The organism is Coriobacteriia bacterium (assembly GCA_041658765.1).
Taxonomy (GTDB): Bacteria; Actinomycetota; Coriobacteriia; order Anaerosomatales; family JBAZZO01; genus JBAZZO01.
Genome location: JBAZZO010000003.1, coordinates 131396 through 152919 on the forward strand (window position 1 = coordinate 131396; position 21524 = coordinate 152919).

At 66.8% G+C, this 21524-nt stretch carries 14 protein-coding genes and 1 riboswitch; all 14 genes read right to left on the minus strand.

Going from position 1 to position 21524, the window contains the following annotated elements:
• Nucleotides 1-7 precede the first annotated feature (7 nt).
• Nucleotides 8-1378, minus strand: a complete 1371-nt coding sequence (locus WC971_03220; GenBank protein ID MFA5843822.1) for a hypothetical protein — start codon at nt 1376-1378, stop codon at nt 8-10.
• A 194-nt stretch (nt 1379-1572) separates the two neighbouring features.
• Nucleotides 1573-2829, minus strand: a complete 1257-nt coding sequence (locus WC971_03225) for a cytochrome c3 family protein (GenBank protein ID MFA5843823.1) — start codon at nt 2827-2829, stop codon at nt 1573-1575.
• A 29-nt stretch (nt 2830-2858) separates the two neighbouring features.
• A complete protein-coding gene (locus WC971_03230; GenBank protein ID MFA5843824.1) occupies nt 2859-4835 on the minus strand; it encodes a nickel-dependent hydrogenase large subunit in 1977 nt (658 codons plus the stop codon).
• Between the two features lie 25 nt (nt 4836-4860).
• Nucleotides 4861-6234 carry a hypothetical protein gene (locus WC971_03235; protein MFA5843825.1) on the minus strand — a complete coding sequence of 458 codons (1374 nt, stop codon included), beginning with the start codon at nt 6232-6234 and terminating at the stop codon, nt 4861-4863.
• Between the two features lie 306 nt (nt 6235-6540).
• On the minus strand, nt 6541-8028 hold the full coding sequence (locus WC971_03240; GenBank protein ID MFA5843826.1) for a hypothetical protein: 1488 nt from the start codon (nt 8026-8028) through the stop codon (nt 6541-6543).
• A 10-nt stretch (nt 8029-8038) separates the two neighbouring features.
• Nucleotides 8039-9085 (minus strand): tetratricopeptide repeat protein, encoded by a 1047-nt coding sequence (locus tag WC971_03245; protein ID MFA5843827.1) that lies wholly within the window; start codon nt 9083-9085, stop codon nt 8039-8041.
• 118 nt (nt 9086-9203) lie between these two features.
• Nucleotides 9204-11087 carry a hypothetical protein gene (locus WC971_03250; GenBank protein ID MFA5843828.1) on the minus strand — a complete coding sequence of 628 codons (1884 nt, stop codon included), beginning with the start codon at nt 11085-11087 and terminating at the stop codon, nt 9204-9206.
• A 180-nt stretch (nt 11088-11267) separates the two neighbouring features.
• The gene (locus WC971_03255) at nt 11268-12539 is read right to left on the minus strand and encodes a cytochrome c3 family protein (protein MFA5843829.1); all 1272 of its coding nucleotides are present in this window, start codon (nt 12537-12539) and stop codon (nt 11268-11270) included.
• Nucleotides 12539-13324 carry a 4Fe-4S dicluster domain-containing protein gene (locus WC971_03260; GenBank protein ID MFA5843830.1) on the minus strand — a complete coding sequence of 262 codons (786 nt, stop codon included), beginning with the start codon at nt 13322-13324 and terminating at the stop codon, nt 12539-12541. Before WC971_03260 ends, WC971_03255 begins: the two co-directional genes overlap by 1 nt.
• 19 nt (nt 13325-13343) lie before the next feature.
• Nucleotides 13344-16160 (minus strand): molybdopterin-dependent oxidoreductase, encoded by a 2817-nt coding sequence (locus WC971_03265; protein ID MFA5843831.1) that lies wholly within the window; start codon nt 16158-16160, stop codon nt 13344-13346.
• 48 nt (nt 16161-16208) lie between these two features.
• Nucleotides 16209-16865, minus strand: a complete 657-nt coding sequence (locus WC971_03270) for a twin-arginine translocation signal domain-containing protein (protein MFA5843832.1) — start codon at nt 16863-16865, stop codon at nt 16209-16211.
• Nucleotides 16866-17128: 263 nt separating this feature from the next.
• Nucleotides 17129-17248, minus strand: a riboswitch (molybdenum cofactor riboswitch).
• Between the two features lie 121 nt (nt 17249-17369).
• The gene (locus WC971_03275) at nt 17370-18914 is read right to left on the minus strand and encodes a 6-bladed beta-propeller (GenBank protein MFA5843833.1); all 1545 of its coding nucleotides are present in this window, start codon (nt 18912-18914) and stop codon (nt 17370-17372) included.
• Nucleotides 18904-19911, minus strand: coding sequence for a tetratricopeptide repeat protein (locus WC971_03280; GenBank protein MFA5843834.1), 1008 nt, complete (start codon nt 19909-19911; stop codon nt 18904-18906). The genes WC971_03275 and WC971_03280 overlap by 11 nt, the downstream gene beginning before the upstream one ends.
• Nucleotides 19912-19947: 36 nt before the next feature.
• Nucleotides 19948-21522 carry a cytochrome c3 family protein gene (locus tag WC971_03285; protein ID MFA5843835.1) on the minus strand — a complete coding sequence of 525 codons (1575 nt, stop codon included), beginning with the start codon at nt 21520-21522 and terminating at the stop codon, nt 19948-19950.
• Nucleotides 21523-21524 lie beyond the last annotated feature (2 nt).

The window sequence follows — 21524 nt, forward strand, 5'->3', positions numbered from 1 at the left end:
TCGCGGCCTATCCGTCCCGGACCGCAAGACCGGCGTCCACGGCCGCACCGTCGATACGGCCGACACGACGTTGGGCGGCGTCGCCGATCGCCGCCGACGCCATCCGGACGAACACCTCCAGGCTTCCTCCGCAAGCCGCCGCCAGCCTCTCGAGCTCCGGTGAACCGGCTAGGGACTTCGCACCGGGTATCGTCCCGTCGGCGAGCCAGGCGCCCACGACCCCGGCGTCGTAGCGCGGGTCGGCACCCTCGATGCTCTCGAGTTCGGCGAAGTCCCATGCGACTCTCACGCTGGCGGCGAACTGCTCCTCGACCTCCGGAGCCTGACCCGGCGAAAGGGAGAGCACGATCGAGCCGCCCGCATCGGCCAGCGACCAGCGCAACTCGCTCAGAGTGCCGACCACCTTGGAGCGAAGGTCCTGCGGCATCGTCGTCCACATGTCGAATCGGTCGTAGAGCAGAGCGACCCGGCGGTACCTCGCCGTCGCGAAGCGCACGAGAGCGGCGAGCGTCTTCTTCGGAGCCTTCGTGATCTTGAGTTCCTGTGCTACCGCGGACGTCCCGCGCGATCGATACGCACGCACCGCGCGCGCGACGACAGGAGAGAGGTGCTCCTTGATGTGTGCCGCTACGTATGCGGCGATGAGGTCCGCGGGCGTGGGCCCCGAAACCAGCTCCCGGTCCGCGGTCTCACCCGCGAGCGCTTCGGCGAGAGGATCGTCGACGAGATCCTCCGGGAGGGTGTCGTCTTCGAGTGGGTCCGTCTCGAGGCGGTCCTGACGTAGGGAGGAGACTCGCATGAGCGTCTCGGTGTCGTCCGACCCCTCGCGCTCAGGCTCGCACACCCCATAGACGCCTGCCAGCGCCTCACGCGCGTCGTCGGCAAGAGCCGCGAGGAAGACCGGGACGTGCTCGCGCACGCTCTCCCATTCCGGAAGCGAGGCGTCCGGCGCTTCTAGCGCCCCACGCACGTACGCGGCGAGCGTCAGGTCGAAGGTCGCGTTCGCGACATGCTCCGAAAGGGAGGACAGAGCGCTGCGGACACGACCGAGCGCGAGCATGTCGAGCGGGATGTAGACGATGAGCACCCCGATGCCGTCCCCTTCGGAGAGGACCTCCATCACTTCGGCAAGAGCGCCCAGGTGATAGTAGCGCGGGATCGCGCCGTCCTTCTCGATGAGGATGGGCTGAGTGTGGTCCTGCCCGGCGACGGCGTCGAGCGCCGCCAACAGACGGACCGCGGCGTGATGGATCGCGAGGCGCACGCCGACCGGGTCGGCGTCGTCCGGCGATGCAGGTGGTACCTGGAACGGGTCGGCGACCAACCCAAGGGCCCGGTATCCCGGATCGCCAGGCGCCGGCCGAGTCGTGACAGTCATGTAACGCGCCGCCTTCCAAGGGGCCGTGTCATCGCAGCCGCATACGATGGATACGCAGCGACTCCAGTGCCAGTATAGTCGGTCGGAGCGCTCGAGGGACGCGAGCGAGCGGGAGCCCCGGACCGAGGTGCGGTCCGAGGCTCCCGTCGAAGTGCTCACGCGTAGCGCTTCCCGTGGCTGGGTTCTACCTCACGCTACTTGTTGTGGCACCGCTCGCATACGCCGCGATTATCCGCGCGCAGCAGAGCGCTCGAGTTGTTCGGGTTGACCCCGCCGGTGACCGGCTGCACACGCAGCTCGGGGTACCACGTCACCACAGCCCCACCCGAAGAGACGAGGCTCGCCTCGGCCCAACCGGTCATGTCGACCGAGGTGCCGTGGGCACGGTGGCAGGTCAGGCAACCCAGGTAGTCGGTGTAGTCCCACTGACCGCCGCGGATGGTGCCCACGCCGCCGACCCTGTCGGGATCGGCTTCCAGCGGGAGCACGGCGTCCGTGACGACCTCGGCGGTGAGCGCACGACCTGCGCCGCGCCCCGCGACCAACGAGATGTTGACCGGGTGGCGATGGCGAGCGCGAGCACCCATGCTTGCGCTTGTGGCGCCGCTGACGTACTGCTCACCGTTGCCGTAGTTGTAGGTCTGGCTCAGCGTGACGTCGTTCTTCTCGTCGTAGCGCTCATGGCACGCGGAGCACCAGGTCGACATGGACCGGAATGCTCCAGCCGCGTCGGGCTGGTACGCATACTCCGGAGCCGTGTAGTTCGGGCGATACGCGAGCATCTCGGCGGTGCCGCTGGCATGCTTGCTCCAGCCGTTCGCCGGATAGCCGACCTCTGCCGAGATGACGTAGGGCGTCGGTGCGCCGGAGGTGTCGTAGCCGCCGACGGTGTTGTCGTTCACGACGTCCTTCAGGAGCCGGTAGTTCGAGCTCCCGTGCGGATCATGGCAGTCGGTGCACGTAAGGTTCGTTCCGGCCGGAGCGGAGGATCCCGCACCCCACATGGGGTCGGTCGCGCCGCCCACGTCCATGTTGTGCATCGAGGTCGTTCCGTAGAACATACCGCCGTTCAGCGTGGCGTTGAACGACGACGATGTCTGGTACTGGACCGAGACGCCGCCGTTGTTCTGGCCGGGCGTCTGGCCGATGCGGCCCGAGGGGCCCGCATCGTAGACGCCGATGTAGACGTTCGTCGACGCGCCGGGCGCGTCGTCGCCGTGGCAGGCGTAGCAGAACTGGCTCATCGTCTGCGCGGACGAGACGAGCAATGCGGAGTGGTCGTTCCCACCCTGGTCGGCCCACGTGACCGCAGACGCGGACGAATGTGCGCGGTGACAACCGGCACATGCATCCGTGTCCTGCGAGTACCCACCGTGAGGCCCGAAGTTGGCGAACGCGACACCCGTGGAAAGCAGCGTGACCGCGATGGCCAGCACCAGGACGAAGCTCATCTTCCTCAACGTATTCACCTCCGTGGGCTCTAGTGGACCGCGCACGCGATGCACGGGTCGAAGGACTGGGCTACGCGCAATGCCTCGACGCCGCTGTACGAGTTGGCGTCGGTGGCTCCATCCTGCTTCGTGTAGCTCGACTTGAAGTTCTTGACCACGACACCCATCATCGCCTTCTCGATGGGACCCTGGACGTCCGAACCGTCCTTGGGAGACCCGTTCCAGGTCGTCGGTACGACGCACTGGTACTTGTCGATCTTGCCGCGGTTGATCGTGATGAAGTGTGCGAGCGCGCCGCGCGGGGCTTCCGTAGCGCCGAAGCCCGAGACACTGCCGAGCGGCACTGACTTGTGGATGTAGGTGGATCCGGTCGCGGAGCGCAGGGTACCGACCCAGCCGCCGTGGCTAGGCCACGTCAGCGGAGCGAGCCCGGTCGCGCCCTTCGTGAAGCTGCCGATCATGAGACCGACGAGCACCAGCGACTCGAGACCACGGGCACGGAGCCGGTCCATCGTGGACAGACCGCCCTTGAGCCCGTAGATCCAGTCGGTGACGGCGCCCATGATGACGGCGGTCGCGTCGTTGTAGTGCGCGATCGCGTCGGCGCGGGTGGTGTATGTCGTGCCGCCGACCTTGATGGAAGCCAACCCCGCCGAAACGAGAGCCACGGCCAGGTCGGCCGAGACCATCGCGGGGTCGAGACCGATGTTGCCTCCCGAGTTCTTCACGTAGGAGGTGTAGCCGGGAACGATGGAGGCGAGCGTTACGTTCGTGACCGGATACCAGCCGTTGACGACGAGGCGTGCGAGAGGACCGACCTCCATCGGGTTGCCGTTCCAGCGCGGAGCCTTGAGCCACGAGTACTTAGTCGTGGCCACGCCGCGCTTCGGCTTGGTGCGGGACACGTTGCCAGGATAGGCGTTGCCCGCGTCGCTACCACCGAACTCGTTGTTGAAGTCCGCGTAGCGGGAGTGCTTGATGTGCTCCCTGAGGCTCGCAGCCATGGTCACCTTCGCCGCGGCTACATCCGACTTCCCGCTGATGAGTAGCGAGACCGCGCCGCCGGAGAGCTTCGTGCCGCCCTTGATGGCGAGCGTCTGGCCTGACGGGTCCGGGAACGCGCCCCAAGCCAGGAAGTTGCCCCAGCCGGCGCCGTAGCCCAAGCCGCCGTTGTTCACGTTGTCGAAGTTCGGGTAGAACACGCCGAGTGCGAGTACGAGCGGTACGTACTCCTGGACGATGAACGTGCCGACTTCCTTCAAGAGCGCCTCGTACTTGTCACAACGCGTCTGCAGACTCACGGACGAGTCGAGAGTGACGCCGCCGGCGACGAACGATGAGGTCATCGGCATGCGACCCGCGAAGAGCGCGGCACCCTCGAACGTGAGGCGGCGGATGCGCAGGGCCTTGACGTACTGCTTGATGATCGCGGACCAGACGTCCTTGGAGAAGCCGTCGGCCTCGTTGGCGGGAAGGGTCCCGCCGGTCCCGGCACCAGTCAGGTTGCCGGTACCCTTGCCGTCGGAGAGCAGCGCCGTGTGGTAGTAGCTGCCGTTGAAGTACGGCGTCCAGGGCGGGATGTTCGGGCCCTGAATGTAGCTCGGTGCCGCCAGGTGGTAGAAGTGGGTGATGCTCGACATCAGGAATTCGGCTGAGAGCACGAGGTTGCGGGCATGCACTGCCTTGGTGGGAACGCCAAGCCCGTCGTTGTCGCCGTCGCCGTAGGTCTGGAAACCGTCGCTGTAGCCGAGCACGTCTTCGACCGCGTACGTGGCCGTGGTGCCGTGGGGTACCGGGCACACGCCGCAGATGCGCTGCGTGAACGTTATCGCGTCGTTCGGCTCGCGACCGATCAGGAAGTTCTCAAAGCCGCGCCACAGGTTGCCATGTGCCTGGGCGTCCGTCACGACGCCGCTGGCGTCGGTCGTGAGCCTGACGCCGAGGTGTCCCTCGATGCGAGAGATCGGGTCGACTTCGAATGTCGCGCTGATTCTTTCGTTAGCCATCTGTTCTTGTCCCTCCTTCCTTCACCTAGCGCACCACGAAGGGCACGAATGAGTCCGGATAGCCCTTCTCCGTGCAACCCATGCACGGGGCGCCGGCGCTCACGCAGAACCCGCCGCGGTTGTAGCGGCCGTTCTGGTTGAACGCGGCGATGGACTGGTCCCAGGTCGTGTCGTTGTGCGGCTGCTGACCGTTCCAGCCGTGGAGACCGCACAGCGAGTTCGTACGCGGGCCCTTGCACCCGACCAGCTGCAGGCAGCCGGTGGCGCCGGGGCGGGTGGCGAACCTGCCGTTCACGAAGTCCTGGTAGCGCGGGCACATCGGACCGTGGACCGAGGTGCCGTAGACCTTCTTGAGCCGGCGGGTGGAATCGACCGCCGCCGGGTCGATCGCGAGACCGGTCGTCAGCACGCCGACGACACTCGAGCCGCCAGCGAGCAGCGACGTCGCGTCGATGAGCCACAGAACGACCGTCAGGATGAACCACCACGGGTTCGTGGGGCATCCCGGAACGTTGATGACCTTGCCGCTCAGTGAGCCGGCCGGGGCCTCGTGGGCGCACAGGAAGTCGTAGACACTCTGGGCTCCCGTCATGGATGCGCCGAGCGTCGGGGACACGGCGGCGGGATAGCCGCCGAACGAAGCGCACTGGCCGATCGCGACGACGGCCTTGCAGTTGGACTTGTTCGCGAGGTCGAGGACCACGTCGTCGAACGAGAGCTCGTCAGTCCCGGCGTCGTTCATGCCGATCGAGCACCACGGATACGTGGTGTTGGTCTCGTTCCAGTAGCCCGTCTGCGCCTTGTCCTGGACGGCGCCTTCCACGACGAGCACGTACGGCTTCGCGTTGGCGTGATCCGCGTTGTGCATGTTGTCGTGGAGCACCGAGTACGCGAGCTCTCCGCCCATACCCATGACCGTCTCGTGGTACTGCAGGTCGATGAAGTCGATGAGCACGTCCGCGATGTTCACGGCTACCGTCGTGCTGTTGCCGCTGTTATCGAAGTCGGACCCGGTCACCGAGGCGCTATTGTTCAGCGTCCTGTGGCCGTACGGGTGGTTCGTGAGACCGTCACCGTTCGCGGGCGTGACCCGCTTGTTGGTGCCGTCGCCGCCGACGGAAAGGTCGAGGGCCATGAGAGTCGTGATCGATGTGCCCTCGACGGCCTTACCCGTGGCGTCTTCGAACAGTCCCAGCAGTGAGGTCGAGCAGCCTGTGCATTCGGCGCCGTGGACCCAAACCACCTTCGGCTTGAGGGTCCAGGCACCGCCCGCCCATGCGCCTGCCGCTCCGCCGTGCGCGAACGCCTCGGTGACCTTCGCGAGGTCGACCTGGCTCACGCCCAGCGCGGCTGCAAGGGTGCCCAACCTGGTAACAAACTGTCGCCTGGTTATCGCCATGCCTTTCAATCCTCCTTCTCCATGCTCGTTGAAGGTCTTCCACGCGGAGAACCGGCGAAATGAACGAGCCACCTCCTTCCACGCCGTTTCCACGGTCGCGAGAAGGGGTGGCTCCGAGAATTCCAGTCGAGACAGGTGTCCCTTACCCCATGGTGAGGGCGATCCTTGTCGGTAACTGGGCGGAGTGCCGGCCCCGGCCCGCGTCGTACTTTGTATGGTGGGACACTGTTCCGAACAATGTAACAGTAGTTACATATGTAGCTTACGCTGTGGAACTCCCTCCGTCAAGAGGGGATCCCTCGTCGGTCACTCTTTCTCTCCGCCCCGTCCGCGTGCGAAACGCGCCGCGAACTCGTCGCTGCTGACGACGTCGATCTCGAGGACCTTCGCGAGCCGGCGAAGACCGGCGTTGTCCGTGCAGAAGACGGAGGCGCGCTGAGCGAGCGCCAGCACCGTCGCGGTGCTGTGGTCGAGTTCGAGACGGTCCATCAGGCCGCGCACGTCGGACTCGGAGTGCTCGACGGCCTCCACCAAGTCGACGAGGTGCCCCTCGCCCGCCTTGCGATCGCCGAGATCCGACAACGCCTCCGGGGTCACGAGCCATACTCGGCGCGGAGCGGTGAGCTCGCCGACGAGACCGAGTGCTATCAGCCCCTCGAAGAAGTCCGGGGTGGCGAAGAACTTCTTGCGGCGGCGCAGCAACAGGAGCGGCAGGAAGAGCAGCGGCGACAGACACCAGCCCCACTGGGCGCCGGTCGGCAGCGGGATCGGGTTCGTCTTCTCGGGCCAACCCCAGACCTGCACGCGGCCGTTCGCCATATCCGTGACGAAGATGCGGCTCTGCGGGCCTACGGCCAGGTCGTTGGGGTAACTGAACTGGCCTTCCAGGACCCCTTGACCTCCGAAGCTGGTGAGCTTCTGTCCCTTGGAGTCCCAGATCGTCACGTCGTGGGCGAGAGTGTCGACCAGCGCCAGCCTCAAGGTCTTCTTCGCGCCCTCGACGGGCAGGAAGTCGAATCCCCGGGGCAGACCCTCGGTCGGCACGATCCGCTTGAACGCACCCGTCAGGTCGAAGACCTGCAGACGCCGGTTGTTGCTGTCGGATACCCAGACCTCGCCTGTATGGACCTTCACGCCGTTCGGGAATTGGAATACGCCGGGAGACGACTTCGCGTCGTTGACGAGTCCCGCGGTCCCGACGCTCTTCTTGAATCTCCCGTCCGGACCGAAGATGAGCAGACGGTGGCCGTTGAGGATCTCGGTCACGAAGAGCGTCCCGTCGGAGGCGAACGCCAGCGCCACTGGAGCCCAGACCGCACCGCCGGTGTCGCCCGGAGGCAGTTGCGCCTTCGGCAGCCGCGGGTCGAAATCGCGCAGGTAGCGATCATCCTTGTCGAAGATGTGGATCGAACGGGTCCGGCGGTCGGTGACGTAGAGCTCCCCGGTCTTGGGGTTCCGGGCGAGGTAGAGCGGCACGACGACCCTGTCAATCCCGACATCGCCGACGAGACGTCCGTCCGGCGCGAACCGGTAGATGCGCGCCCTGCGCGAATCGGTGACATAGACGCGGTCGCTCTCGGCGAGCACCCCGAGCGGGCGCTGCATGCGATCGGCGTCGGTGCCGCTGAACGAGAAAAGGTATTGGGGCGGCGGGAAGACCTCGACGGCCTGCGGACGGAAATCGAAACCGAACCGCTTCGTCGCCCGGTAGTTCACGAGTAGCGCGACGAGCAGCATGACCAGAGCGGCCAAAACCGCGATGATCGCGATCTGTCTCTTGCGACGTCTGGTCACCGGTGCATCCTCACCCTCGCCGCTTCGGGGTCAGGCGTCGCACGGCGGCGGCCGCGGCGGCGTCCTTGGGCGCGAGTTTCGCGGCCTCACGCCAGGCCGTAAGAGCTCCCGCCTTGTCGCCCTGACGCTCGAGGACGGCGCCGAGGAGCGCGTGCGGCGCTGCGCTCAAGGGATCGAGGGCCTTCGCCATCCGCGCAGCCTTCTCAGCGGTCTTCAGATCGCCCGCCGCGAGCGCGGCGCGCCCCTTGGCGAGCCACTCCGCAGGCGTGCCGAAGGCTTCGAGCGCCTCCGCCGGCGGGTCCGCGTCCGGAGCGAGGCGGGCGGCCTCGCGCACGTGGGTGGCGGACAGTATGTCGTCTCCGGTGCGCTTGTACAGCTCACCCAGGAGCAGGTGGGCCTGCGCGTAGTTCGGGTCGAAGGCGAGCGCCGCGCCGAGCTGCTCGATAGCCTCGCCGTCGCGCCCGAGCCCGCGTAGCGCCAGGGCCAGGTTGTAGTAGGAGTCCGAGGCGTCGCGACGGATGCGGATCGCCGCCTTGAAGTATCCGGCGGCCTCCTCGTAGCGGCGGTCGGCTAGAGCTATGGAGCCGAGGTAGTAGAGGGCGAGTTCACGACGCTGGTTCACGTTGGCGTAGTCAGCGCCCTCGGTGAGATCGACGACCTTCTTGAAGTAACCTGCCGCGACCTTCGGCTGCTTCTGGTCGTAGGCGATGAGTCCTAGGTCCAGGTAGGCGCCCGTGTGCTTGACGTCGATCTTGACCGCGACCCTGAGCTGCTCCACCGCATCAGGCAGCAGTTGCGCGGATGCGAGGGCCTCGCCGAGGCGCACGCGCAGAGCCGCGTCGCGCGGCGCCGCTTTCACCCGCGCCGTGAGATCGTCGATGGCCCGCATCGCCGGAGACGAGAGCCTGTCGGCCCGCCGCTCGACGTAGACAGTCCAGCCGAGGTAGCCCCCGACCGACAGGACCAGGACGACGAGGAGCGCGATGACGACGTCGAGGGTGCGGTCGGAACGCGCTCGCACGCGTACGGACGAGCCCGGGCGGATGTCTTGGGCCAAAGCCTCTACCCCATCGATCGGTTCGCGCCGGGACCTGCCGGGGTCTCTTTCCGACACGCGAGTGGCAGAAGCGATGTTAGCGAACGCCGTGCCGCTCGTCCATCCGTACCGGCGCCGCTCATCGGGCGAGCACCGCCGCTATCCGGGAGAGATCGTCACGCAGCGCGGAAGGGTCGCCGCCGTCGGCCCTCATGTCCAGCCTGACGAACGCGTTCCCGCGCACGAAGGCCACAGTCGCCGTCGAGGCACGGCTGGTGACGAAGTAGCCGGTGACACCGCCGAGAGGCACGTCCGACAACGGCGATACCGCGTCCTCCGAGAGCTCCGTTCGCAACGCCCTCGCCGCCGCGGTCCCGCTCGCAAGTCTCCGAGCGTCGACGACCAGGGTGCAGGTCAGACTCGGGTCCGTGGGCACATAGTCCCGACGCAGGACCCCCGTGCCTCTCTCGAGCGCGAATGCGGTGAAGCCTTCGAGGTCGAGGGGCACGAAGCGACGCAGCGGGTCCTTGGCCGCGCTCGCCTCGGACGCGCGCGCCACCGTCCGCGTCGCCGTGCCGGAGACACCGGTCATCGGGCCACTTCCCGCGACGGAGCCGAGAGAGCAGCCGGCCAGCAGGAGGATCATCGCAGCGGAAGTGGCGACCACCGCGGCGCGACGGTCGCGCAGAAACCGGACCAGCAGCCCGGCGACGGACAGCCCCACCGCGGCGATCTGCCACGGCGTGCGAAGCCGGGAGAAGACGATCCGGGCGTACTCGGAACCATAGTCCTGCTGGACCTCGTAGGGCACGCGCCCGCTCCACGTGTGGAGCGGGATCCCCGCAAGGACGAGCCATCCGGCCGCGAAGACGAACACTCCCGCCGCCCAAGCGAACGCGGCTCCGCGCCCGCGCACCCCTCCGGCGCACAGGAGGCCGAGTGCGCACGCGAACGCGAGCCACCCCCCCGCGGTCTCGTATCCCGCCATGGCGAACGAGGATCTGTAGGCGGACCCGTCCGAGAGCGATCCGCTGACGACCGCGCGAAGTGACGGGGCGGCGAACCCGACGCCGGCCGCGATGAGCGCCGCGACACCGATCCACGTGCCGATCCCTGGCGCACCCGCGACGCGCGGACCGTCGCGCCACAGCATCCACACGGCGACGGCGGCGAGCAGGACGAGGACCGAAGCCGGAAGCGCCCTCCCCCAGTCGATGGGAGAAACCCCGCGCGGACCGGCGGCGCTCTCGAAAGCCGAGAGGACGGACAGCGCCACGGGCGCCAGTAGGAACGCCACGCCCAGCCGCCGTGGAGAGGCGGTCTCCAGCACGCGCAGACAGGCTAGCGCCACGAACGCGGAGGCGACCGCGACCGGAAAGAGCGACGCGAGCGTCGCCGGAGAGACCAGGCCCACGAGCGCGGACGGGCTCGTCAGCAGGACGAGCACGATCCCGGCGCCTACGGCCCCTGCCGCCACCGAGCGCATCGCCCCACCCCGACCGCCGTCTGAGGGTGCGCGGCCTAGGAGCGCCACGCCCGCAGTGAACGCCAAGCCAGCGGCGACGAACGCCGCGGACTCGAGCGGGAATCTCACGAACGGGTTGAAGGAGCTCGGCCTCTCCCATACGGCGAGAGCCGCCGCGGCGGCGATCGTCGCGGCGGCGGCGGCAACCGTGCGAGGACCGGACGCGCGACGCGGATCCGGAGTGTCTCCGAGGAGGGTCAGGAACAGACCCCACACGCTCGTCGTGAGGAAGAGGACCACCGTGCCCGAAGGCGCGTCCGTGTAGCGATGGGTGATCACGAGCCACGGAGCGAAGGCGAAGGCGAGAGCGCCCGCCACCAGATAGGGGCGTTCGAGAGGGACGTGCGCCGCGCCTCTTCCGAGCGACAGGAGCCACGCGCCGACGGCGGCCCCGAGCGCCGCGGCGAGCACGACGAGCGCGGGATGGGACTGCGCCAGGGCGAGCGACTGCGCGACGGGCTGGACGGCGAGAGCGACGGCCAGCACCGCGACGGTCATCGGAGTGGCTAGAGTACGCACCGCACCCCTTCGTCCGGCTGCACAGGTCAATCTAGCACCCTCGACACGTCGGCGCACGGGCAAGCCCGTCCCACCCGCATGGTTCGAGGACGCAGGAAGGGCCGGGGGTCGCCCGGCCCTTCCCTCTTCCGTGCCCGTTCGAACCGGGCATCGGACCTGTTACTTGTTGTGACACACCTCGCACACGCCACGGTTGTCGAGGCGGAGCAGGGCGCTGTCGTTGGACGGGTCGACGCCACCCACGCCGGAGTTCGGCTGGAGGCTCGTCGCATCGTTCACGTTCGCATAGCCCGTCATGATCGCAGACGAACCGTGCGCTACGTGACACGCCAGGCAGTCGATCCAGTCGCTGCTGGTGTTGGTGACCGTGCCGAGCTCACTCGCTGCGTTGTGCGCCAGCGGGAGGATGAGGTCGGTCACGATCAGTGACCGGTCGCCGTTGAAGTTGCTCATCGGCACGTTCATCGGGTGACGATGACGCTCGGTGGCGCCCCAGCCGTCTCCCGCGTTGTACGTCGACGTCTTGGAGGCGTACACGGTATGGCATCCCACGCACCAGCCGACCATGCCCTTGGAGGCATCGGACGGCTTGGCGTACTTGGGCTCCGTGTAGTCCGGCGTGTACGTCGGGTACGTGGTGTGCAGGCGGAAGCCGCCCTGCGGGTACCCGACCTCCGCCGACGTCACGTAAGGCGTCGGGGTGGGGTTGTTGGACCCGTTCACGCCACCGTCGTAGCCGCCGACACGCCAGCCGTTGACGTAGTCGTTCAGCAACCGGTAGTTGGAGCTGCCGTGCGGGTCGTGACAAGAGGTGCACGTCATCTCGATGAGGTTGCTCGTGCCGACGTAGATGTCACCGTCGACCGTGATCGTCTCGCCGGTGGCGGCCGTGACGTCAGCGCTCGCGAGATAGTTGAGGCTGCCGGCGAGTCCGCCGCCGTAGGCGCCCCACGACGCGCCGTTGTACATGTGGGTCGACGTCAGGCTCTCGGCCTGGATCGTCGTCTCCCACGAGGACGTCGTGGTGTTGTAGCTGTAGCTGCGCGTGATGATCTGCTCGTCGAGACCGACCGCGGAACCGAAGCCGCCGCCGTTGAGCGGGGCGCTCTGGGTGCCGTAGACGGAGCCCTCGTAGACGCCGTCCTGGACGTTGGTGTCCGCGCCCTGGCTCGCTCCGTCGTGGCAGGCGTAGCAGAACTCGTACATCTCGGTCGCGGACGACACCAGGAGGCCGCTGTGGCTGTTATTGCCCTGGTCGGACCACTGGACGCTGCTCACAGCGGTGTGTGCCCGGTGGCAACCGGCGCAAGCGTCGGTGTCCATCGTGTAGCTGCCATGGATCCCGAAGTTCGCGAGAGCCATGCCCGGCGTCAACACGACCGCGAGGGCCGCGACGCACAGGATCGTCAGGATGCTGATGCGCTTCATCATCACACCTCACCCACTGCGACGGCGTGCGACTCGTCCTCGAGCTCGGCGCGACGCGCGCTCAGTGCGAGCAGGCCTCCGGCGACGAGCGTCGGGACCAACGCGGCCTTTGCGAACGGACCGGACAGGATGTTCGAGACCATCGGAGCGACATGGTCCTCGAAGAACGGATCCGCCTTCGGCGGTACGATGACCGCCTTCTTGCTGACCCAGAACACGCTGCCGTCTCCGACGTAGGAGCGCCACGTGCCGTTCGCGATGCCAGTGCGCATCGTCGAGATGACGCTGGCACGGGTGCCGTACGTCATGGCCTTCGCCGGGCACGTGTAGACGCACGTCGGCTTGTTGCCGGGCAGCACCGAGATCTTGTCGTGGCACAGCGTGCACTTGAACATCTTGGCGCCCGTGATCGTCGGGTCGTCAGTGCCGGATCCGACCTTCGGGTAGCCGCCGCGCTGGCAGTCACGGACGCACTGCCTTGCGCACTGATCCGGCTGACACAGGGTCGGGCTCACGTTGACGGAACCGTCGGACTCTTTGGTGATCGCCTTGAACGGGCAGCGCCGCGCGCAGGGCGGATTCTCGCAGTGCCAGCAGCTATACCGTACGAAGGGGCCCATGTCGACCCGCTTCTGCGACTTGATCTCAAGCCGCTTTGTGGCCAGCACCCGGTGGACGCCGTACGTGCTCGTCGTCACCTTCATCTGCCACGTGCGCTTGCAGCCGACTACGCAACCGTTACAGCGGATGCATTTGTCGACTTCCTGCAGTATGGCCATCTTAGCCATCGTGAATCACCGCCCTTCCCTAAGAGATCTTCTCGATGCGGCACAGGCAAGCCTTGTACTCTGGGATCTTGGTGTTCGCGTCCATCGCGTCGATGCACAGGTCGTTGGCGCGGGAGCCCTGAGAGAGCCCACGATCGCCCCAGTGCCACGGGATGGCCACTACGCCCTGAGCCACGCGCTGGTTCGAAGCAAGACCGACGCCCACGCGAGCCTTGAAGCCCGCTGCGAAGGTATCGGCGGTGCAGGGATCGCTGGCGGTCGAGCCTTCCCTGTTCGTGCGGGTGTTCTGGTTCGACGTGCTGTTCGAACGAGCGGTGATGACGTTCACCATGTCACCGTCGACGATGTTGAAGCGGCGAGCGTCGACCGAGTTGATCTCGACCCACGGCTCCGGCTCTGCCTCGACGTTGAAGGGATTGTTGCGGGTGACGGGGCCGCCCTGGAAATGCTCGACGCACCGGATGGTGGTGAGCACGAGCGGATATCCCGTTGCGACGGAGCCCGTCGGTGTGGTGGCGTGGGTCGTCGACAGGAGATCGAGCGTCGGCGTGCCGCCGGTGGTGTTCTTGCCCCAGACGAGCGCCAAGTCGTCGCGCGGAGTCTCGTACGGCTCGGTGTGAGCCGGGAAGATCCGAGCGAACTCGTGGATGCCGGACCCGTAGCTCACCGACGGCTTGTCGGAGAGCTTCTTGAACTCGCGATAGGTCCACTTGCCGGTCCACTCGACCGGACCCGTCCAGTCGTTCAAGAACAGACGCCCGAGGTACCCGGCGTTCACGAAATTGTCCGCGACGTCCCAGTGCACCTCGGCGTTGTTGTAGAAGACGCGGCGGTTCTTCAGCCACGCCCAACCCCAGCGGTTGTACGTGAGCGACGGACCGGTGGTCGCGTCCCGGTTGCGGGCCTTGACGTTCTTGGTCCAAGCAGACCACGCGAAAGCGGGGCCCGTGTAGCCGTTCGCGGCCTCGTACTGAGACCCGGTTAGGGAGGTGTTGTACGCCTCGTAGTAGATCCACACGGTGCTACCGGCAGTGAGCGCCCCCTCGTCGGTGGCGCCGGCGAACGTCGGGGCCAGTGGCGAGCACATCTCCTTGTAGACGTTCTGCGCGACGACCTCGCTGCCGTACAGGATTCTGCCGGCACCGCCCGCCGTGGCCGTCTCATTCAAGGAGAGCGCCTCGAAGTCGTCGGTCGCTGCCGTAGGAGTCCAGCCGTAGCGCGCGTAGAGCTTCGTCCAAGTCGTCGCGTTGTCGGCCCAACCGTTCGAGACCTTGATGTGCGAGAACGCACTCGCGTCGTTGAGCGCCTTGGCGAAACGGAGCAACCATTCCATGTCCGACTTGCTGCTCTCCTTCGGCGCGCGAGCACGCTCGCGCCACTGGATCCAGCGGCCGGAGTTCGTCACCGAGCCTGCCTCCTCCACGTGCGAGCAGGCGGGCAGCAGGTACGTGACGCCACTGCCCTTGCGGTCGCAGGCGGCCGTCTCGGTCTCGAACATGTCCTGGACGACCAGCATATCGAGGTTCTTGAGACCCGCGCGGACCTTCGCCTGGTTCGGTTCGGTGACCGCGGGGTTCTGGCCCCAGACGTAGCATGCTCTGATGTCGCCGTTCGCCATCTCACGGAAGGCGTTGATGTGGTCGGTACCGTTGCCGCGAGGCCACTGACCGAACCATGCCTCCATCTTGGCTTGGGTGACCTCGCCCGAGGAGCTCGGATTGAGCGTGCGATCGCCGAACCACGCCTGCGTCATGTTGAAGAAGCCCACCTGCTGCATCCCAACATTGCCACCGGGGACGAGGGGGTCCTTGCGCAACCACGGATCGACTGTCCTCGTGTAGCTGCCGGTGGTCTCCGTGCGCCACCCGAACAGCAGGTTCAGGTACTGCGGGAACGTCTGGCCCATGGTCGGGTTGCCGGAATAACCGGGGATCGAGTCGAACAGGTTGCCCATGTCGGTCGAGCCCTGGACGTTGTGGATGCCGCGCAGTGCGTTGATGCCGCCGCCGGCGCGTCCCATGTTGCCCATCATCGTCTGCAGGACGGCGTAGGCGCGGATGTTCTCCGACCCCACCGTGTGCTGGGTGGCGCCCATGGCGTACAGCAGCGTCGCCACGCGATACGTGGACTCGTTGACCACACCGCCGGAAACGCTCGTCGAACTGCAGCGGCTGTTCGCGATGAACGCGTCGCCGACGAACGTGATGTCCTCGGCGGTGCAGCCGCAGATGTCGACGACCGCGGTGGAATCGTAGTGCGACACGTGGTGCTTGAGCTTCTGGTACACGCATGAGGAATCGGTGATGTCCGCCGCGAGATCGAGGATGCCCGTGACCGACTTGCCGCCGATGGTCAGGTTCGTCGTCGAGTACGTGTAGCCCGATGTCTTCACGCGAGCGTCGGTGTACTTGGTCCACGCGCCACCGGAGGCGAGGGTGTTAATGACCTCGGTGCCGTCGTCGGCCGTGAAGGTACGGCTCACCGACGAGTTGTCGTTCAGGAACGCCTTGTAGGCTGTCTTCACGGCATTGCCGTCGGCCAACGCCTCGACGGTCGTGATGATGTAGTTGATGACCCCGTTGATGAACGCGATGTCCGTGCCCGGACGGATCCGGACGTAACGATCGCCGCGCGTGGTGTCGCACTGGAGGGCGGTGCGCGTCTTACGGGGGTCGACGACGATCAGCTTCGCGTTGGGCTTGAGTGGGTTCCCCGACGCCGTGGAGAAGCGGGCGTGGTTGATGTGATTGAAGACCGCTGGATGGTTCTCAGCGGGGTTGCACCCGATGGCGAAGACCAGCGTCGCGTTGGCGATGTCGTTCCAGTGGTTCGTCATCGAGCCTCGTCCGAATGTGCGGCCAAGACCGGCCACGGTGGACGAGTGTCATATGCGGGCCTGATGCTCGACGTTCGTCGTGCCGAAGTTCGCGACGATCTTGCGATACAGGTAGTTCTGTTCGTTGTTCGCGTGAGAGCACCCGAAGAACATCACGCCTTCGTCGGTGCCGTTCGGCCTCGCGCCGTTGATCGTCCCCGACGCGTCGAGAGCGATTGCCCCGCGTGCGCTGACGAACCCGGAGGCGATCTCGCTCATCGCGGTGTCGACGGTTATCGCGTTCCACGCGCCGTTGCCGGTGCGCTTGTAGGCGGCGCCGGACAGTGCGTTCGGATTCGTCGACACGCCGAGCCTGCGCGTGTTGTTGACGAGCTGGAGGGCGCCGGCGCCCTTCGCGCACAGCCCGCCCTGGTTGATGGGCGACGCGCTGTCGCCCCAGATGTCGATGACATCCCCGATCGCGATGCCTCGGGCAGCGCTGGCCGCGGTCGCTACCGCGACCTGCTGTCCGCAACTTGCCGAGCAGTACGGGCACGTCGTGTTGAACGTGGTGTACGCCACGTCCCCGACTGCCCCTAGCGCCGGCTCGGTCCGCGCTATCCAGTCGACGCCCGCCGCCCCTGCGGCGGCCGCAGCCGCGCTCGCCTTGACGAACGCGCGACGCGACAGCTCGAATCCTGCCGGTCCCTTGTCTCGTGTGGCCATACCCTTTCCCTCTCTGTCAGTCCTCGCCCCGCTAGGGGCCGATGAGACTAGCCTCCACACCGTCTGCCGGGATCCCCCGGCGAGATGACGCTCACATTGCCTCCTTCCTCGTCGCGCCGTCCGGTGCGGAGAAAACGAAAGACCGCTCATCGCGTACGCCCGAGAAAGCGCGTAAGCAGAACGGTCTCAGAAACCTCGACGCATAGACTCTCCCTTACCCCAGAAGACACTCACGCCCGGTCGTCGACTTGCCGGCGACGGCCGCGCGCTAGGCTTGGTCTCCTTTCCAAGTGGGGAGGCGCCCGCGTTTCCGCTGACACCCTATCGGCCGGGCGACCATGGCACTTGGCGGTAGGTCGCAGGGCTCGGAGACTCATGCTTACTTATCAACGGCCCGCCGTGTCTGGTTCCGGGACACCGGCGAAACCTTGTAACTCTTGTTACAACCGCACATTACAGGGACGCCCCGGGTTTGTCAATCGCCACCATAGGGAATGGGCGTCCTCACGAGTCGCCCTTCTTCTTCATGAAGCGCTCGGCGAACTGCTCCGCATCGTAGACGTCGATGCCCAACAGGACCGCGATCCGGCGCAGACCTGGGTTCTGCGTGCAGAGCACTCGCGCCTGCTTCGCCATCGCCAGCAGGATCGCGTCGCGCATCGCGATGTCGAGCTTGCCCATGAGGTCGCGGCTGTCGGTCTCCGAGTGCGGCTCGCCGACAATGATCTCGCCGAGATCGACCCCGTCAACCACGCGACCGACGTACGGTTCGTGCTCCGTATCGGGCACCACGAACCGCCAGCGCGGGACCGCCATGGACCTGACCAGGCCGGCGTCCACCATCGCCTGCACGAAATCACCCGTGACGACGAACCGGCGGCGACGGCGCGAGAGCGGGATCAGCAGGAGGAGCAACGGCGACAGGCACCAGCCCCATTGCGCCGCGGTGCGCGGGATGAGCTCTCTCGTCAGCCCGCCCTGCGGCCAGCCCCAGACCTGGATCTGGTTGTTGCCCCGGTCGGAGACGTAGATACGGCCGCGAGCGCCGAGCGAGATGTCGTTCGGAAAGCTGAATTGACCGGGGCCGACGCCCTGCCCGCCGAAAGCCGTGAGCGTATCTCCCTTCGGGGAATAGATGTCGACCTGATGCGACAGCGCGTCGACGACGTACAGACGCCCCTTGTCGTCGAGCGCCACACCACGAGGCACCCCGGTCGTCTGGATGAGGGACTTGAACGCGCCGCGTCGGTCGAAGACCTGTATGCGGCGGTTGCCTCCATCGGCGACGTAGATGGTGCCGTCGGGCGCTACGGCGACGCCGTTGGGGAAGAACAGGTCTCCGGGACTCTGACCCGACTGAGCGACCTGGGTCGTCTTGCCGAAGCGGGCCAGGAGGGCGCCCTTCTTGTCGAAGACCCAGATCTGGTGCTTCTCGGTGTCGAGCACGTCGGTGACGACGAGGTCGCCGCGCGCGTCGAAACACAGGGAGAGCGGTCCCCAATCGGCATCTCCGAGGCCGCTCGGCCGGTAGACGCGCTTGAACGTCCCGGTCGAGGAGAATACGAAGACCTGCTTGAGCCTGCGGTCGCTCACGTAGACGTCGCCCGAGGTCGGCTCCACCGCGATGTGCACGGGATTGTAGAGCGTGGTCGTCTCGACCCCGCGGATAGCGGAGAACGAACCCACCTGCTTCCCCGACGTATTGAAGATCTTCACCTGCCTGTTCCGATCGTCGGTGGCGTAGATGCGTCCTCCGGCGCCCACCGCCACCCCGGTCGGGCGCACGAGGGCGGCGAGCCTTTCGCCTCCGGTTATCGAGAACAGGTACTCGGGCGGTGTCAGGATCTCCCGGGTGGTGGCGGAGGGTAGGGGGAGCCGCTGGTTCGTGGTGAAGTAGTACGCGACCCAGCCGAGGGCGAGGAGCGCGGCGAGCAGCGCCGCCAGCACGAACATCCGGCGGCGTCGAGCGTGCTCGTTCACCGCCATCGCGTTGCGTTCCACACCTTCGTCGAGCGATGCCATTATGGCCTCTATCTCCCTATCCGCCACTGCCGCCTAGCCTCTTCAACGCTGCCCGCACGTCCGGGTCGTTCGGAGCGATGGACAGGATGCGTTGCCACGCGACGAGCGCCTCGTCCTTGCTGCCGGTCCGCTCGTACAGCGAGGCCACGAGCTTCGCCGCGGCGAGGTCACGCGGCTTCAGAGCGCTCGCGATGCGGGCCTCGACAAGAGCTTCCGCGGGGTCGGTCTTCTCCAAGCGTCTCGCCGCCGTCCACCGCACGGAGAACGGTCCGAGATCCTCGAGCGCATCGAGCGGCTTCTTGATGCCGGGAGCGTTGTCCACAGAGCGCCGGAAGTACTCGGCGGCGGACGCCCGGTCGCGCTCGGATAGAGCCAGGACGCCCATGTCGTAGTTCGCCTCCGGCATGTTCACGTCGAAGGCGAGGGTGATGTCGAGTTCGGCCCGGTACTTGTCCATCGAGCCCATGCCCTTGAACGCGTTGGCGAGCAGGTAATGCGAGTCCGATGCGTCGCGCCGGATGCGCAGAGCGGCCTGGAGCGAACGCGCGGCGTCCTCGTATCGCTTGAGTTCGAGCTGTGAGGCGCCCATGTAGTAGTAGGCCTTCTCGAGCCTTTGGTCCTTGCCCGAGTACTCGCCTCCCTCTACCAGGTCGATGACCTTGCGCCAGTACCCCTCGGCGACGGCCCACTGCTTGCCCGTCGTCGCGACCATCGCCAGACCGCTGAGGGCCGAGGCGTTCTCGGGCTGGATCTTGAGCGCCGCCTGGTACTCACGAACGGCTTCGCGATCCCTGCCGACGGAGACGAGCGCGTCAGCGAGCTTGATGCGCGCCCAAGGATCGGCCGGGCGCTTGCGCACGACGGCCTCGAGGTTGCTGATGATCCGCGCCGCCGGGGTGGACCGGCTCACAGCGAGCCTGTGCGAGATGTACGCGTACCCCAGGTACGCGACGACGGCGACGATGAGCGCGACCATGACGCGGATGAGCGTGTCGAGCGTGCGTTGCGATCTCCAGTCGACCACGAGGACCTCCGGGTGAGCGTCCCGAATTCGGGACGGTCAGATGTTCAGGTCGGTATGACACCTCAGGCAGAGCTGCGCGCCGCCGTAGGGCGCGATGAGGATGTTGCGGTAGTCGAGCCCTCCATGACAACCGTAGCACAGCCGGAGGTCATGAGCTTGGGTGAGCGAGGCCTGGCTCTGGGTGGTGCCGAATCCGATGTGGCAGTCGTCGCACACGTAAGGCTTCCCTTTCTTCTTCGCCACGTCGAAATGGACCGCGTGCTCGGCGAAGACCTTGTCCTTGATCGCGGTGGCGGGACGCTTCCGCATGACGCCGTGGCAGGGGACGCAGTTCCGCGCGACGAGCTGGCCGCGCTTGACCTGGTCGTGGTGACACTCCTGGCACCGCCGACGGTCGGTGTGGCAGACGTCGCAGTCCTCCGGGTCCGCCCTGCCCGCTTGCGCGTGAGAGCCCAGCCAGTCGACAGGGTGAGGCATGACGGTCCGGTGACATCGGGTGCACGAAGGCGACTCGTGACATGAAGCGCAAGCACCCCTCTGCCCCAGGAAGAGCGTCCCATGGGCACCGCGCCAGGCGACTTGCTTGTGGTCGGCCGGAACGACCGGCTTGCCACGCGTGCCGTCCTTGCGTTTGCGGCCGCGATGGCACTCGGAGCAGAACTCTGGCCGGTGGCACATGGAGCAGTACGCGCCATCGCGGCTCGCGACGACCTTGTGCTCGCCCTTCTCGAAACGCTTCGTGTGGTCGGGCGGCTTGAGGGTGAAGCCCTTCGGGTGACAGGCGTCGCACGACTCCGTCGCGACGAGACCCTGAGCCGCGTGGGTCAGGCCATGGCATCGGTAGCACGAGCGCATGTCCGGCTTGAGCACCCGCTCGGCTTCGTGCCCGAAGCGCGGATGGCAAGCGGTGCATGGGAAGTTGCGCCTCAGGTGCTCCGCATGCGCGAAGATGATCCGCCCCGGCGCGAAGGCATCGATATCAGGGTGGCAGTAGACGCACTGCCCCATCGAGGTCGCGCGCTCCGGGAAGACGCGCACCGCGGGCGTACGCGGCGTCGCGGGCAGCTGCGTCACGTAGCCGCGAGGCATCGGATCGACGTCCACGTCTTCGCGACGATGGCAGGCGTCGCAGTCCCGGGCGGCCCGATGGCACATCATGCACTGGTTGACGCCGAGCTTGCCGCGCGTGGCGTGTGGCCGGGCCTTCCAGTTGCGCACATGAGAAGCCGGGCGGAGCTTGAACGACGGCGCATGGCAGTCGCGACAGCGCGAGGTGGCGAGCTCGCCCTGAGGCCCGTGACTGATCCCGTGGCAGTTGAAGCAAGCCTCCATGGGCGGGCGGTACGTACGTCCGGACTCGTGCGGACGGCGGTAGTGGCACGCCGCGCAGGAGACCATGAGGTGGTTGCCGTGCGTGAAGATGATGCCGGGCACTTTCGACTCGGCGATCCTTAAGTGGCAAGGAGCGCACTGCTCGGCCTGCACCTCCCCGGTCACCTCGACGGGAGGCGCGATCTCCCCCAGGCCCGCGGAGGGGGGCTCGTGCAGAAGGACGGCGACGGCCAATAGGCACGTCGCCGCCCCCCAGAAAGCTGCACGCTTGAACGTCATAT